Source organism: Guptibacillus sedimenti (assembly GCF_028610665.1).
Classification (GTDB): domain Bacteria; phylum Bacillota; class Bacilli; order Bacillales; family Guptibacillaceae; genus Guptibacillus; species Guptibacillus sedimenti.
The window spans coordinates 500,250-516,026 of record NZ_JAQQWV010000001.1; the positions used below are offsets into that span (position 1 = coordinate 500,250).

The following is a 15,777-nucleotide window of genomic DNA, read 5'->3' on the forward strand; positions in this document are numbered from 1 at the left end:
CATTTCATGAAAAAGCTATTAAAGATGATGAAAATATATCCATTGATGAAGGCATTTAGTCGACTTCTTTTCGTGGCATTAGGTCGGTTTCCTGCAAATAAGCGACTCGTGATATTCGAAAGCTTTTCTGGAAAACAGTATAGCTGTAATCCAAGAGCAATCTACGAATATCTTGTCGAGCACAATTATAACCTTGAAATGATTTGGAGCGTTGAAGAGTCACATGCTGATTTATTCCGCAAAAAGGGTATACCTACTGTAAGGCGTTTTTCACTAAAGTGGTTTTACCTGATGGCTCGTGCTCGTTATTGGGTAACGAATAGTCGAATGTCCCTTTGGATTCCAAAGCCATCGCACACCGTTTACGTGCAAACGTGGCATGGAACGCCGCTTAAGAAGCTTGCTGGAGATATGGACGAGGTCCACATGCCTGGGACAAATACGCTTTCTTATAAAGATAATTTCTATAAGGAAGCTGCGAAGTGGGATTATCTTATTTCACCTAACCGTTACTCAACAGAAATTTTTGAGCGAGCATTTGGTTTTAAGAAAAACATGATTGAATCGGGTTATCCCCGTAATGATCGCCTGCATCTTGAAAATGATGAAAACGGAATTGTCGCATTAAAAGCGGAGTACAGCATTCCAACGCATAAAAAAGTGGTGCTTTATGCACCGACTTGGCGAGATGATGAGTTCTATCAGCCGGGCAAATACAAACATGAGCTAAAATTAGATTTAGATATGTTAAGACGCGAAATCGGCGATGATTATGTTATTGTGTTAAGGATGCACTACTTGATTGCTGAGCAATTTGACCTTTCTCCATATGAGGGATTTGTCTATGATTTATCTGTAGGTGTCGACGTAAACGATCTTTACTTGATGTCCGACGTTTTGATTACGGATTATTCTTCTGTCTTTTTCGATTATGCGAATTTAAGGAGACCGATCATTTTCTTCACCTACGATCTCGCTTCATATCGAGACAAATTGCGTGGCTTCTACTTTGATTTAGAAGTTGAAGCACCCGGTCCTGTAGTGACAACAACCGCAGAAGTGTTGAAGGCCATTCAAACGTTTGAAAATGAGGGTTTTGGCGCATTCGAGGAGAAGTATAACGATTTCTATCAGACGTATTGTTACCTCGAAGGAGGATCTGCTACCAAAAAGGTTGTTGACCAAATTTTTGTTAGTGAGGCAAAATAAGCATGAATTCGATGATTGCAGTTTTAAAAGAACAAGTAAGTAACTTTTACTTAATAAATCGACTTTCGGTTTATCAAGTGAAAAGTACAAATAGCAACAACTATCTTGGTATGGTCTGGGAAATTCTGAATCCTCTGTTTCAAATGAGTATTTACTGGTTTGTATTTGGATTTGGGATCCGTAATGGTAATCCTGTCGACGGTGTCCCCTTTGTGCTATGGATGTCTGCTGGTCTTGTAGTTTGGTTCTTCTTTAATCCAGCTGTTATTCAAGGGTCAAAATCGATTTATACCAGGATTTCGATGGTATCGAAGATGAACTTCCCTATGAGTACTATTCCGAGTTTTGTGATCATGTCGGTCTTTTACCAGCACTTGATTCTTCTCGGTATTTATTTTGCAGCCGTGTTATTAACCGGTCAGGGTTTATCGTGGCACTTAATTCAATTGCCTTATTACATGTTTTCATTAATTATTTTAATCTTTGCGATCTCTCTTATTACGTCAACATTATCGACAATTGTAAGAGATGTACACAAAATGCTTCAGTCATTTATACGAATGTTTCTTTATTTAACACCGATTCTTTGGACAATTGATGATTTACCTGGATTTATCCAGGTTGGGATGAAACTTAATCCGCTATACTATATAGTGGAAGGCTACAGAGATGCACTTCTCGGCATGGGCTGGGTTCATCAGACGCTTCAATACACACTTTATTATTGGGTGGTTGTTGTGCTGTTATTGATGATTGGTTCCTACCTGCATATGAAGTTCAAGAGTCATTTCGTAGACTATATTTAATAAGGACTGTCGTTTATGAGCTATTCAGTTAAATTAAATGGGATTACGAAAAAATATAAAATGCACAGGCAGAACTCCGATAAGCTGAAGGACATCCTTCTTCCTGGAGGTTACGGTGAGGATTTTTACGCGATTCGTGACTTAACTTTTGAAGCAGGAGAAGGCGACGTTGTTGGTATTATTGGGGTTAACGGATCAGGGAAATCAACGTTCTCGAATCTTGTTGCCAACATTACTCCACCAACGAGCGGGGAAATTGACGTTAAAGGTGATGTCTCTCTAATCGCCGTTTCTGCTGGATTAAATAAAGAATTAACAGGTCGTGAGAATATTGAGTTAAAGCTTCTTATGATGGGCTATAAAAAGGACGTAATTGAAAAAATGAAGCCTGATATTATTGAGTTTGCCGATATTGGTAAATTTATTGATATGCCTGTTAAGAAATATTCAAGCGGTATGAAGTCGCGTCTCGGATTTTCGATTTCAATTAGCGTAGATCCGGATGTTCTGATTGTCGATGAGGCACTTTCAGTTGGTGATAAAACATTTGCCGATAAATGCCTTGTGAAGATGGAAGAGTTTAAAGAAAGAGGCAAGACGATTTTCTTCGTTAGTCACTCGAACGGCCAGATGAAGAAGTTTTGTAATAAAGCAATCTGGCTTGAACATGGTACGATCCGTGAGTATGGACCGATGAAGGATATCATGCCGAAGTATGAAGCCTTTATTAAAGAATACAAATCGTGGTCAAAGGAAGAAAAACGCCGTTTTAAAGAAGAAGGAATGAAGAAGCAGGAAGGTCTTTTAGCTGCTGATTCAGAAGAAAAAGGGAAACGAAAGAAGTCCAGGCTCTTGTTTAGGTAATTTGCTTTCTTCTTTAACCGAATCGCTCTCAGTAGAGAGCGATTTTTTCATTATTTGCGATGAATTTACGGGAATGAATGTGATATGATGAGAAGGAATTTTTTGGTGACATCACAAGAAGTGGGGGAGAAAGAATGGCTATTTTAGTAACAGGCGGTGCTGGCTACATTGGAAGTCATACGTGTGTGCAGTTACTTGATCACGGTTCTGATATTGTTGTCGTTGATAACTTTTCGAATAGTAAGATGGAGTCGCTTGATCGTGTGAAAGAATTAACAGAGAGAGATTTTGATATATATGAGGTAGATCTCCTTGATCGTGCTTCGTTAGAAAAGGTATTTGAAGAAAATGAGATTGAAGCGGTTATTCATTTTGCAGGCTTGAAAGCGGTCGGTGAATCCGTTTCCATGCCGCTTCATTATTATCACAATAACTTAACAGGGACGTTCGTTCTATGTGAAGTGATGGAGAAATACAACGTAAGGAATATTGTCTTCAGCTCTTCGGCCACTGTATATGGGATGCCAGACGTGATGCCGATTACAGAAGAGGCGCCCCTAAGTGCGACGAATCCTTATGGTCAAACGAAGCTTATGATTGAACAAATTCTTCGTGATCTTCACGTGGCAGATTCAAACTGGAGCATTGCTCTACTTCGCTATTTCAATCCAATCGGGGCTCACATCAGCGGGCGAATTGGAGAAGATCCGAACGGGATTCCTAACAACTTGATGCCATATATTAGTCAGGTAGCTGTCGGGAAGCTTGAACAGCTTAGCGTGTTTGGTGATGATTATGACACAGCTGACGGTACGGGTGTACGTGATTACATTCATGTTGAAGATTTAGCGAATGGCCATCTAAAAGCTCTTGAGCATATTCTAGGTACGACGGGTGTTGAGGCGTATAACCTTGGGACGGGTAATGGCTATAGTGTACTTCAAATGGTAAAGGCTTTTGAAGAAGCAACAGGAAAAGAAGTGAAGTATTCGATTGCACCACGCCGTCCTGGTGATATCGGAGAATGCTACGCCGATCCCACGAAAGCTGAAAAAGAGCTAGGCTGGAAAGCAGCGAAAGGCATTGAAGAAATGTGCCGCGACACGTGGCGCTGGCAGTCGGAGAATCCAGATGGGTATAAAGAGGGGCGTCGTCGAGGGGGTCAGGTTCGAACCTGACCCCTAACACAAACAACTGTCCCTATATAAAGGACACTGTAAAGCTCGCTCTTTCATAGAGCGGGCTTTTGTGTGTGGATGAAGCATTCTTGTTATAATACCTATAGTGGTATTCAACGATATGAAGAAATTCTAAGGAGGTTTTCACCATGGCCGGGAAACGATTCAAACCGGGAAAGGCGGATCGACTTCTTGATCCGAAGCGAAAGGAAATCATTTCACCTGAACAAGTTATAGCTCATCTTGAAGTAACGACGACCGATCATGTAGCTGATTTTGGTGCGGGGAATGGGTATTTCACCTTACCTCTAGCGGAAGTGGCTGAAAAGGTCTATGCGGTTGATATTGAGAAGCAGATGTTAGATCTTCTTAAAAAACGTGCGATAGAAGTGGAGAATATCGATTACATTGTCAGTAGTCTTGAACAAATTAACCTGGCTGATCAAGTAGCGGATAAAGCTGTTGCTGCTTTTGTCATTCATGAAGTACCTGACCTCAAGAAAGCTTTTCAAGAATTTAAGCGAATTGTTAAGCCGGGAAACAAAATACTCGTGCTCGAATGGGAAGCCATTGAAATGGAAATGGGCCCTCCCCTTCATGAGCGGATTTCTTCACATAAGATGAAGGAGATCTTCGAAGAAAATGGTCTTAAGCCTGAGGTTCATTATTTTCATGAGGCTGTTTATGGGGTAACGGCGGTAGTGTAGTGGATTGAGATGGGTGGTCTTTGAGGGGGTCAGGTTCGAACCTGACCCCCTTCAAAGACAATTGTCCTTCTATGAAAACACTCTACTTAACTATTTTATAGAGGTAGAGTTTTTGGTGTAAAAGTAAATTTATCAGTAAATATTTACTTGACTATTAGGCCTTTGTACCTTAATCTAAAAATATGAATACGCTTTCATTTTCTTTTTCGGTATTGTTTAGTAAACAAACAGGAGGGGTTAAGGTGAGAAAGGTAATGGGTCGAGTAAGTATTTTATTGATTCTTATGTTGGTTCTCGGTGCTTGTTCTAGTAACAATAGCTCGAGTGAAGAATCAGGTGATGGAGAGAGTAGTGGAAAGAAAGTCACTGCATGGGCATGGAACATTAACGTTCCGGTTCTTGAAGAAGCGGCTGAGAAGTTTAAAGAAGAAAACCCGGATTTTGAGTTAGAAGTAGTGGAACTTGGTCGTGAAGACGTTTACTCGAAATTAACGACTGGTCTCCAAGCTGGAGGAAAAGGATTACCGGATATCGTCCTTGTAGAGGATGATCGGATCCAGGGTTATATGGAAACATTCCCTGATGCATTTGTAAATGTATCGGATAAGGGATTTGATGATAGCAAAGAGAGCTTTCCTACTTATAAAACAGACCTTCTATCAAAAGACGGAGCGATGTATGGTTTCCCATTTGACGGTGGGCCAACAGGCGTTTTTTACCGCACTGATTATTTTGAAGAAGCTGGTGTAAATCCTGACGATATTCAGACGTGGGATGACTTTATTGATGCTGGTAAAAAAATCAAAGAAGCGACTGGAAAAGCGATGCTTGGACTTGATTTGAATGGTGATGACGGTCTTTATCGTATGATGATGACGCAGCAAGGAACGTTCTATTTTGATGATGAGAAGAATGTGAATTTTACTTCTGAAGAATCAAAAATGGCCGCAGAGAAAGTAAAAATGATGAAAGAAGAAGGCCTGGTGAAAGATACAGTTGGCTGGGATGCCTGGATTAGTGCTATGGCTCAAGGCGATGTGGCAACAGCTCCATCTGGCGCATGGTTAAGTGGGTCAATTACACAACAGGCGAAAGACACAGAAGGTAACTGGGGTGTGTTTAAGCTTCCTGCATTTGAAGAGGACGGTAACCGTGCAGCAAACCTTGGTGGTAGTAACTACGTGATTACAAGTGCAAGTAAAAACCAGGATATGGCGTATGATTTCATGGAATTCTTTACAACAAGTGAAGACGTTCAGTTAACGGCGATGGATAACGGTTTGTTCCCAACATTGAACACAATTTATGAAAGTGAAGCTTTCACGAAAGAAGTGGAATTCTTTAACAATCAACCAATTTGGGAGTTGTTTGCAAGTGAAATGAATGACATTCCATCTGTGAACTATACAGGTAACTATGCGCTTGCAAGCGATGAGTCCATTAAAGCGCAATCTGAAGTGATGAACGACAAAAAATCGATTGAAGAGGCGTATAAAGCAGCGGAAGATCGATTGAAGAATCGCATTCAATAATGGTGCGGGGGTCAGGTTCGAACCTGACCCCCCATAAAGACAAAAGCAAGAAAGTGTCCGTCACCGATGGACACTTTCTTCTTTGTATAAACCTCCATTAATTGGCAGGTAAATATTATAGTAAACTTTTAGTAAACATTTACTTGACTCTGTTTACCTCATCGACTATTCTAATAAGTGTAGACGCTTTCATTATGAATTTTGGAAGTTTTCAGTAATAAATTGGAGGGGTAGTCGATGAAGAAGGTAACGGGTCTAGTTAGTATAAGTATGATGCTTGTGTTAAGTCTGTTTCTTGCGGCGTGTGGGAATGGCGGAAGCGAGGACGAAGGTTCAGGTGATAGCAATAAAGTAACAGCTTGGGCTTGGAATATTAACGTACCGGTGCTTGAAAAAGCGGCCGAGAAATTTAAAGAAGAAAACCCGGATTTTGAACTTGAAGTTGTTGAAATGGGTACTGATGATGTTTACTCGAAACTTACAACGGGTCTTCAAGCAGGAGGTAAAGGTTTACCCGATATCGTTCTTGTCGAAGATGATCGCGTTCAAGGGTATATGAGTGCTTTTCCGGACGCTTTTGTAAACGTTTCCGATAAAGGCTTTGATGAAATGAAAGATAGCTTCCCGTCTTATAAAACTGAGCTTGTTTCAAAAGATGGCGCAATGTACGGCTTCCCGTTTGACGGTGGACCAACTGGCGTATTCTACCGCACTGATATTTTTGAAGAAGCTGGTGTAAACGCGGAAGATATTAAAACGTGGGATGACTACATCGAAGCTGGTAAAACCATTAAAGAAAAAACAGATAAAGCCATGATTGGTTTGGACTTAAACGGAGATGACGGTCTTTACCGCATGATGCTCAATCAGCAGGGAACATTCTACTTTGATGATGAGAAGAACGTAGCTCTAACTTCTGAAGAATCAAAGAAGGCAATGAAAGTCCAACAGACGCTTAATGAAGAAGGTCTTGTCAAAGAAACAGTTGGTTGGGACGCATGGATCAGTGCGATGACGAGCGGCGATGTGGCAACAGCTCCATCAGGTGCATGGTTATACGGATCCATTACACAACAGGGCAAAGATACTTCAGGTAAATGGGGATTAATTGAGCTTCCAGCATTTGAAGAAGGTGGAAACCGTGCCTCTAACCTTGGAGGAAGTAACTACATGATTCCTAGTGCGAGTAACAATGCGGATCTTGCTTATGACTTTATGGAATTCTTCTCTACTAATAAAGACGTTCAATTATCAGCAATGGAAGGCGGCCTGTTCCCTTCATTGAACACAATCTACGATAACGAAGCATTTACAAAAGAAGTTGAGTTCTTTAACAATCAGCCAATCTGGAGTCTACTTGCTGACGAAATGGATAGCATTCCTGCTGTTAACTACACAGGAGACTATGCCGTAGCAAAAGATGAAGCTGTGAAAGCACAGTCTGAAATCGCAAATGGCAAAGGAATTGAAGAAGCGTTAAAAGCTTCAGAAGATCGTTTGAAAAACCGTATTCAATAAGCTACAGAAATCATCAGGGGTTGATTCATTTCAACCCCTGTCATGCTAAGGTGGGATATTCATGAATCGAGCGAAACGTTTTCCATATTTATTCGCAGCTCCGGCCATTCTGCTTTTCCTAGCATTTACCGTCTATCCGATTATCGCGTCCTTCGTTCTTAGTTTTCAGGAACGAGTGGGTGGAGAATACGTTTTTGCAGGATTGAAAAACTATACGCGTCTCTGGAACGATGATATTTTCTGGACGGCGATGCAGAACACATTCATTATCTTTGTTGTTCAAGTCCCAGTTATGATCATTCTTGCAATGGTACTAGCCAATGTATTGAACAACCAGCTGTTAAAGCTAAAAGGATTTTTCCGCGTGTCCTTCTTTCTACCGGCTGTCACGTCGCTTGTAGCCTACTCGATCTTGTTTTCGATCATGCTTCAAGAAGAGGGAATTATTAACACGGCATTAAGCTACATTGGAATCACTGCGATTCCTTGGTTATCTGACCCATTTTGGGCGAAAGCTTCGATCATTATCGCCATGACGTGGAGATGGACGGGATATAACATGGTTATTTTCCTTGCTGCGCTTCAAAACATTCCAGAAGATTTATACGAAGCGGCTTCTCTTGATGGCGCCAATAAGTTTAAGCAATTTTTCTATATTACCGTTCCACAACTCAAACCCGTTATTCTTTTTGCCGGTATCCTATCCACAATTGGAACGCTTCAACTTTTTGATGAACCGTTCAACTTAACTGGTGGTGGACCAGCAGATTCAACGATGACCCTTGGACTTTATATTTATCAAAGTGGATTCGAATACTTTGACTTTGGCTATGCTTCCGCCATTGCATACGCGGTTGTTGTCATGGTAGGTATTCTCTCCATTATCCAATTCAAGATAGCAGGTGATGATTAATGGCTAAGAACCTAGAGGTAATTGAACAGTCGACAAATAAACTCACCCTTGCTGAAAGGCAACAAAAGAAACCGAAGAAAAAGAAGAATAAGCTAAAAGCCGTTTGGATGTACACGCTTCTTAGTATTTTCCTAGTTGTTTCGATCTTCCCGTTCTATTGGATGTTTATCGGGGCAACGAATGACTCTAGTAAAATGTTTACGAACCCGCCAACGCTTTTACCTGGTGATCAGTTTATGACGAATTTAACGAACTTAAATGAATCGATTGGTATATTCAGAGTTCTATTTAACTCACTATTTGTCTCAGGACTTTATGTAGTCATTGCTCTTGCCGTCTGTGCCAGCGCAGCCTACGTTCTAGCAAAGTACAATTTCAAAGGGAAAAAATTCATCTTTACCGCATTCTTGCTTTCCATGATGATTCCTTACCAGGCAACATTGATTCCTTTGTTCCAAATGATGTCTGACTTTAATCTATTAAACACCTACTTCGCGGTTATTGCACCGCAACTTTGTTTCCCATTTGCGATTTTCTTATTAAGACAGAACTTCCTGGCGTTCCCAACAGAGTTAATGGAGTCAGCGCGTCTTGACGGTGCGAGCGAAACACGCATCTTCATTTCAATCGTGATTCCGTCCATGCGACCAGCTCTAGCAGCTGCATCAATCTTCCTATTCATGACGCAGTGGAACAACTTTATGTGGCCGCTCGTTGTGTTGAACACGAACGACATGTACACATTCCCTGTTGCGCTTTCTAGCTTAATGGGACTCTCTTATATCGACTACGGTCAAGTGATGATGGGTGTTACGTTAGCAACTGTTCCGATCATTGCATTCTTCTTAACTCTACAAAAACAATTCATTTCAGGTATGCTCGGAAGCGCCTTGAAATAGGAGGAAGCTGTTATGCTGGAAGCGAGAAAGAACCAATTTTACCTAAACGACGAACCGTTTCAAATCCTTTCAGGAGGTCTCCATTACTTCAGGGTTGTCCCTGAGTATTGGAGAGATCGCCTTCAAAAGCTGAAGGCCCTCGGGTTGAATACTGTCGAAACGTATATTCCATGGAACTTTCATGAACCGAAGAAAGGTCAGTTTCATTTTGAAGGAATGGCTGACGTGGAGCGGTTCATAGCTGAAGCAGAGGAAATTGGACTTTACGTCATTCTAAGGCCGTCTCCTTATATTTGCGCCGAGTGGGAAATGGGGGGTCTCCCTTCATGGTTACTAAAACAGGATGATATGGCACTTCGCTGTAGTCATCCTGCTTTTCTAAACCACGTAGAAGATTATTTCAATGAACTTCTTCCGCGACTGAAGCCATTTTTACAAAAAAATGGAGGTCCGGTCATCGCGTTTCAAATTGAAAATGAATATGGGGCCTATGGCAATGATCAAAACTACCTTGCATTCCATAAAGAACAATATGAGAAGCATGGCATTGATACGTTTTACTTCACTTCAGACGGACCAGATTTCATTAAGCAAGGTTCAATGGAGAATGTCGTGACGACGCTCAATTTCGGATCAAGACCAGAAGAAGCGTTTGCAGCTCTTGAGTCCATGAAACCTGATTCACCTAAAATGGTGGCGGAATTCTGGATCGGTTGGTTTGATCATTGGAGCGGCGAACATCATACACGTGATGCGAAGGAAGCAGCTGAGGTTTTCCGGAAACTGATGGATATGGGAGCATCGGTTAATTTCTATATGTTCCACGGAGGAACGAACTTTGGTTTCTATAATGGCGCCAATCATTATGAGAAATACGCCCCAACGATTACGAGCTATGACTATGATTCTCTTCTAACAGAATGGGGAGATGTCACAGACAAATATAACGCTATGGCGGATGTGTTGAAAAGCGTAGCGGACGTTTCGGTTGAAGGTGTTTCGAAAGTTGAGACGAAAAGTTATGGTGAAGTGCAGTTAACGGAGAGTGTCAGCCTATTCGACGTCCTTCAAGATGTAGGAACGAAAGTAGAGTATGTGACGCCACTTAGCATGGAAAAGCTTGACCAGAACTTTGGGTATACGCTTTATCGTACGACGGTTCATGAGACGGGAACATTAGAGCTTGATACAACGCCAATTCGTGATCGAGCATTTATTTATGTAAATGGAAAACATGAAGCAACAGTTTCCGTAAATGATGAGACAAAATCAGTGATGATTCCTTTCCCAAATGAGGAAAACACATTTGAAATTCTTGTTGAAAACCTGGGTCGAGTGAATTACGGCAAGCACTTGTCTGATCAGAAAGGGATTGTGCAGAACCTCTGGTTAAATAATCAATATTGGTTCGACTGGGAAATGATGAAGATTGAAGGCGATCGCCTTCCTAAGACGTACACAGAAGGCGAGCGTTATCCTAAATATCTGAAGGGCACATTCACGGTTGATCAATGCTATGATACATTTGTTGATTTGGAAGGATTTACAAAAGGCAATGTGTATATTAACGGATTTAATCTTGGTCGCTACTGGCAGACGATGGGACCACAGGAGCGTCTCTACTTGCCAGGACCCCTTTTAAACGAAGGTGAAAATGAACTTGTTGTTCTCGAATTAGAGGGACATACGGCAAGTAGCGTTACATTAATGAACGAACCTAAACTCGGATAAAGGATCGATGGCAATGAGCATTCTCGTTAATCAACAGCAGTTTCATCTTACAAATGGAAAAATAAGCTATATCTTTCACGTTATAAAAAATGGGCAGTTAGGTCATTTGTATTTCGGAAAAGCGCTTCGTGAGCGCGATTATCGTCATTTTCAGAGAACAAACAACCCAACACCGGCTAGCTGTCATACGTATGAAGACGATGCAGCTTTTTCGCTTGAAACGATTCAACAGGAGTATCCTGTCTATGGAAAAGGGGATTTTAGAGAACCTGCCTTTATGGTATCCGGCCAGAAGCCGATTGCGAATTTTGTTTACAAATCCCATGAAGTGGTGAAAGGAAAACCTCGTTTAAAAGATTTGCCGGCAACGTATGCAAACGCAGGCGAAGCGGAGACGCTCCTCGTTGTGTTGGAAGATTCGTATCAGCAAGTAGAGCTCGAACTTAGCTATACGATTTTTGAAAATGAAGCGGTGATTGCTCGAAATGCTCGCCTGATAAACAATACGGATGTTGAAATTTCCATTGATCGAATGATGTCGCTGTCTGTTGATTTGCCTCATGCTGATATGGAAATGGTGCACCTCTCAGGTACATGGGCACGCGAACGTCATGTGAAGACAAGAAAGTTAGAGCAAGGAATCCAGTCGATTTCGAGCATACGAGGAGCAAGTTCTCATCACCATAACCCGTTTCTTGCTTTAAAAACTCCAGATGCGACAGAGCATACGGGAGAAGTACTTGGTTTTCAGTTCGTATACAGTGGGAATTTTCTTGCCCAAGCAGAAGTCGATCACTACGATGTGACGCGAGTGCAACTGGGAATTCATCCATTGGGTTTTCAATGGCATCTTAGTCCTGGCGAAACATTCCAAACCCCTGAAGCGATCATGGCTTATTCAGAGCAAGGGATGAACGGAATGAGCCAAACATTCCATCGCCTGTATCGTCATCAGCTTATTCGCGAGCAGTGGAAGAACAAGGAACGTCCTGTCCTGATTAATAACTGGGAAGCGACCTATTTTGATTTTAATGAAGAGAAGCTGCTTCATTTTGCGAAGGAAGCAAAAGAACTGGGAGTAGAACTGTTTGTTCTTGATGATGGTTGGTTTGGAAAAAGGAACAACGACCGCTCGTCTCTTGGGGACTGGACGGTTGACTTAGAAAAGTTGCCAGATGGCATTGCTTCTCTTGCTGAAAAAGTAAAGGGCACTGGACTTCAATTTGGATTATGGTTTGAGCCGGAAATGATTAGTCCTGATAGCAATTTATTCAGAGAGCACCCGGAATGGGCAGTAGGTATTCCTGGTGAACACGTTACGCTAGGGCGCAACCAGCGGGTGCTTGATTATACGCGAGCGGAAGTGGTTGACTACATTTTTGAACGAATGAAGGCGATCATTGAGGCGACAAACCTGGATTATATCAAGTGGGATATGAATCGAAACATTACGGAGGCCTACTCTGCAGGTTTAGAGCACCAGGGTGAGTTTTTCCATCGCTACATTCTAGGTGTCTATGATCTTTATGAGCGCTTAACATCAGAGTTTCCAAATGTATTGTTTGAATCGTGTGCTGGCGGCGGTGGGCGTTTTGATCCGGCTCTTCTCTACTATGCACCACAAGCGTGGGCAAGTGATGATACAGATGCAGTGGAGCGGTTGAAAATTCAGTACGGCACATCCATGGCTTATCCGATTTATAGTATGGGTTCTCATGTCTCAGCCGTTCCGAATCACCAAACGCTTCGAGAAACACCTCTTTCTATGCGAGCGGATGTTGCGTATTTTGGAACATTTGGATATGAGTTGGATCCTTCTAGCCTTTCTGATGAAGAGAAAGAAATTGTGAAAACCCAAATTAAACGCTATCAGTTACTGCGTCACCTCGTTCGTGATGGAGAGTTTATCCGGTTGCAAAGTCCGTTTGAAAGCAATGAAACGGCCTGGATGATCGTTTCGACGAATCAAAAAGAAGCGCTTGTTGGCTGGTATAAAGCATCAAGTACGCCGAATCCACGTACCAATCAGTCTGTGAAATTAAGAGGATTAGCTTCAGATTACGGTTACCACGTTGACGGAGAGACGTATTTCGGAGATGAACTGATGCAGCACGGCCTACCACTTCCAATTGAATTTAACGGAGCGAATGGCGAGCAAGCGGAGCGCGGTGGTGACTTTCAATCGAAAGTGTTTTACTTAAAAGCAGACTAAAAAAGGATGATGGCCATGGCAACGATTAAGGACATCGCACAAAAAGTGAAATGTTCACCATCGACCGTTTCACGCGTCCTCAATTATGATGAAACGTTATCTGTATCAGATGATACAAAAAAGCGGATTTTTGAAGTGGCGGAAGAGCTTTCTTACAGTAAGAAGCGCGGAAAGAAGTCACTTACACCGAAGATCGCAATCATACACTGGTATACGGAAAAGGAAGAGTTGAATGACCTCTATTATATGTCGATTCGACTTGGAGTCGAGCAGCGCTGTCAGGAAGAGCGGCTTGAACTCGTGAAGATTTTTAAAGATAACTATGATGAGCTAGAAAAGGAAAACATTCAGGGCATGATTGCCGTTGGTAAGTTTAGTAGTGAAGAAATTGCTTCATTAAATAAAGTAACCCCAAACATCGTTTTTGTTGACTATGATCCAGATAACGAACGTTACGATGCCGTTGTCGTTGACTTTGAAAAGGCAACAAAAAAAGTACTCGATTATTTTACGAGTAAAGGTCATGAGCGAATTGGTTACATTGGTGGAAGAGAAACGTTTCGGGATGCTAGTGCTGAAATTGTGGATGAACGTGAGATCACGTTTAAGCAATATATGAAAGAACGAGATGATGAGTCTTACGTATTTACGGGTTCCTTTACGGTGGATGACGGCTATTCACTTATGAATCGAGCAATTGAAGAGCTTGGTGAAGAGCTTCCCACCGCATTCTTTGTAGGGAATGACACGATGGCGATTGGGTGCCTCCGCGCTCTTCACGAAAATGGAGTAGCTGTCCCTGAGCGCGTTAGCTTAATTGGCGTAAACGACATTAGCGTTTCAAAATACGTTTATCCCGCTTTAAGCACTGTAAAAGTTTATACCGAATTAATGGGTGAAACGGCAGTGGGACTCTTAATGGAGCGTCTTCTGAGAAGAAAAGTAGCTAAAAAAGTAACGATGTCGACAAAATTGAAACTGCGAAAAAGCAGTAAATAAACGAGGCCGGGTGAAAAAAATGAAATCGCTAAATGCACATTTTCGAAAGGTGTTCGGAGACAGTGGTGAGATAAGAAGCTTCTTCTCACCTGGGCGTGTCAATTTAATTGGCGAACATACGGATTATAATGGGGGCCACGTTTTTCCATGCTCGCTTAGTATTGGGACTTATGCAGTTGCTAGAAAACGTGAGGATTCCTTAGTTCGTTTTTATTCCATGAATTTTGAAGATCAGGGCGTCATAACCGTCGATCTGAACGAGCTCATCTATGATGAGAAAGATGACTGGGCGAACTATCCAAAAGGCGTTGTCTCAATTATGAAAGAATCAGGATATGCGGTGAGCGGATTTGACGTGCTTTACTTTGGCAATATTCCTAACGGCGCAGGGTTATCTTCTTCAGCCTCAATCGAATTGGCCACAGCTGTCTTATTAAATGAACTGAATCACCTTGATCTTGAGATGGTGGAAATGGTGAAAATGAGTCAGCGTGCGGAAAATGAGTTTGTTGGCGTGAACTGTGGGATTATGGACCAATTTGCAATTGGGATGGGGAAAGAAGATGCGGCTGTCCTTCTTGATTGCAACACGCTTGAATATAGCTATAGCCCAGTTGTTCTCGAGAATGCGTCTCTTGTCATCGCGAATACGAATAAACGAAGAGGGCTTGCCGATTCTAAATACAATGAGCGCCGTTCTGAATGTGAACGTGCATTGAGTCAGCTTCAAGAGCACCTTCAGATTGAGTCACTTGGTGATCTGACGGTTGAAACATTTGAAGCAAATAAGCAGCACATTACAAATCCGATTGATCAGAAACGAGCGAAGCATGCGGTTTATGAAAACGTTCGTACGATTGAAGCAGCCAAAAGGCTAAAAGCTGGTGAATATGACGCATTCGGTCAATTAATGAATGAGTCGCACGTTTCCTTGCGTGATGATTATGAAGTAACGGGTATTGAGCTTGATGCTTTAGTTGAAGCTGCTTGGGCAGAAGAAGGTGTCATCGGCTCGCGTATGACAGGAGCAGGATTTGGCGGCTGTACAATTAGCATTGTGGAAAATCAGTTCTTGAATTCGTTTCAAACAAATGTTGCGAAAACCTATAAAGAGAAAACGGGCTTAACACCTGAATTTTACGTTGTGGAAATAGGTGCAGGAGCAAGAGAAATCAATCAGCTTTCGGAAGCGCTGTAAATCTGGAGAGG

Annotated in this window: 12 protein-coding genes and 1 pseudogene; all 13 read left to right on the top strand. The window is 42.0% G+C overall.

Annotated features, from left to right (window positions below):
• Positions 1 to 6: 6 nt before the first annotated feature.
• The 13 genes and pseudogenes from PQ578_RS02435 to PQ578_RS02495 all read left to right on the top strand — a co-directional run bounded on the left by PQ578_RS02435 (position 7) and on the right by PQ578_RS02495 (position 15,766).
• Positions 7 to 1,209 (top strand): CDP-glycerol glycerophosphotransferase family protein, encoded by a 1,203-nt coding sequence (locus PQ578_RS02435; RefSeq protein WP_420541503.1) that lies wholly within the window; start codon positions 7 to 9, stop codon positions 1,207 to 1,209.
• Between the two features lie 2 nt (positions 1,210 to 1,211).
• Positions 1,212 to 2,015: an ABC transporter permease gene (locus PQ578_RS02440; protein WP_098445139.1), complete on the top strand. Its 804-nt coding sequence runs from the start codon at positions 1,212 to 1,214 to the stop codon at positions 2,013 to 2,015.
• Positions 2,016 to 2,030: 15 nt separating this feature from the next.
• Positions 2,031 to 2,816: pseudogene (gene tagH / locus PQ578_RS02445) on the top strand (teichoic acids export ABC transporter ATP-binding subunit TagH); the annotation flags it as partial.
• Between the two features lie 197 nt (positions 2,817 to 3,013).
• Positions 3,014 to 4,057 (top strand): UDP-glucose 4-epimerase GalE, encoded by a 1,044-nt coding sequence (gene galE / locus PQ578_RS02450; protein WP_273832045.1) that lies wholly within the window; start codon positions 3,014 to 3,016, stop codon positions 4,055 to 4,057.
• 149 nt (positions 4,058 to 4,206) lie between these two features.
• The gene (locus tag PQ578_RS02455) at positions 4,207 to 4,764 is read left to right on the top strand and encodes a class I SAM-dependent methyltransferase (RefSeq protein WP_273832046.1); all 558 of its coding nucleotides are present in this window, start codon (positions 4,207 to 4,209) and stop codon (positions 4,762 to 4,764) included.
• 242 nt (positions 4,765 to 5,006) lie between these two features.
• Positions 5,007 to 6,296, top strand: a complete 1,290-nt coding sequence (locus PQ578_RS02460) for an ABC transporter substrate-binding protein (protein ID WP_273832047.1) — start codon at positions 5,007 to 5,009, stop codon at positions 6,294 to 6,296.
• Between the two features lie 237 nt (positions 6,297 to 6,533).
• Entirely contained in the window at positions 6,534 to 7,814 is a 1,281-nt protein-coding gene (locus PQ578_RS02465) for an ABC transporter substrate-binding protein (RefSeq protein WP_273832048.1), read from the top strand.
• 61 nt (positions 7,815 to 7,875) lie between these two features.
• Positions 7,876 to 8,727, top strand: coding sequence for a carbohydrate ABC transporter permease (locus PQ578_RS02470; protein ID WP_159785293.1), 852 nt, complete (start codon positions 7,876 to 7,878; stop codon positions 8,725 to 8,727).
• Positions 8,728 to 8,834: 107 nt separating this feature from the next.
• A complete protein-coding gene (locus PQ578_RS02475; RefSeq protein WP_048312872.1) occupies positions 8,835 to 9,626 on the top strand; it encodes a carbohydrate ABC transporter permease in 792 nt (263 codons plus the stop codon).
• Positions 9,627 to 9,638: 12 nt separating this feature from the next.
• On the top strand, positions 9,639 to 11,357 hold the full coding sequence (locus PQ578_RS02480) for a glycoside hydrolase family 35 protein (RefSeq protein ID WP_273832049.1): 1,719 nt from the start codon (positions 9,639 to 9,641) through the stop codon (positions 11,355 to 11,357).
• Positions 11,358 to 11,370: 13 nt separating this feature from the next.
• Positions 11,371 to 13,569: an alpha-galactosidase gene (locus PQ578_RS02485; protein ID WP_273832050.1), complete on the top strand. Its 2,199-nt coding sequence runs from the start codon at positions 11,371 to 11,373 to the stop codon at positions 13,567 to 13,569.
• A gap of 15 nt (positions 13,570 to 13,584) precedes the next feature.
• Entirely contained in the window at positions 13,585 to 14,568 is a 984-nt protein-coding gene (locus PQ578_RS02490) for a LacI family DNA-binding transcriptional regulator (RefSeq protein ID WP_273832051.1), read from the top strand.
• Positions 14,569 to 14,587: 19 nt separating this feature from the next.
• Positions 14,588 to 15,766: a galactokinase gene (locus PQ578_RS02495; RefSeq protein ID WP_273832052.1), complete on the top strand. Its 1,179-nt coding sequence runs from the start codon at positions 14,588 to 14,590 to the stop codon at positions 15,764 to 15,766.
• Positions 15,767 to 15,777: the final 11 nt, after the last annotated feature.

Excerpts from the sequence above, each read along its gene's own strand:
- PQ578_RS02435 (WP_420541503.1), top strand. The coding sequence starts at position 7 with ATGAAAAAGCTATTAAAGATGATGAAAATATATCCATTGATGAAGGCA.
- PQ578_RS02440 (WP_098445139.1), top strand. The coding sequence starts at position 1,212 with ATGAATTCGATGATTGCAGTTTTAAAAGAACAAGTAAGTAACTTTTAC.
- galE (WP_273832045.1), top strand. The coding sequence starts at position 3,014 with ATGGCTATTTTAGTAACAGGCGGTGCTGGCTACATTGGAAGTCATACG.
- PQ578_RS02455 (WP_273832046.1), top strand. The coding sequence starts at position 4,207 with ATGGCCGGGAAACGATTCAAACCGGGAAAGGCGGATCGACTTCTTGAT.
- PQ578_RS02465 (WP_273832048.1), top strand. The coding sequence starts at position 6,534 with ATGAAGAAGGTAACGGGTCTAGTTAGTATAAGTATGATGCTTGTGTTA.
- PQ578_RS02470 (WP_159785293.1), top strand. The coding sequence starts at position 7,876 with ATGAATCGAGCGAAACGTTTTCCATATTTATTCGCAGCTCCGGCCATT.
- PQ578_RS02475 (WP_048312872.1), top strand. The coding sequence starts at position 8,835 with ATGTACACGCTTCTTAGTATTTTCCTAGTTGTTTCGATCTTCCCGTTC.
- PQ578_RS02480 (WP_273832049.1), top strand. The coding sequence starts at position 9,639 with ATGCTGGAAGCGAGAAAGAACCAATTTTACCTAAACGACGAACCGTTT.
- PQ578_RS02485 (WP_273832050.1), top strand. The coding sequence starts at position 11,371 with ATGAGCATTCTCGTTAATCAACAGCAGTTTCATCTTACAAATGGAAAA.
- PQ578_RS02490 (WP_273832051.1), top strand. The coding sequence starts at position 13,585 with ATGGCAACGATTAAGGACATCGCACAAAAAGTGAAATGTTCACCATCG.
- PQ578_RS02495 (WP_273832052.1), top strand. The coding sequence starts at position 14,588 with ATGAAATCGCTAAATGCACATTTTCGAAAGGTGTTCGGAGACAGTGGT.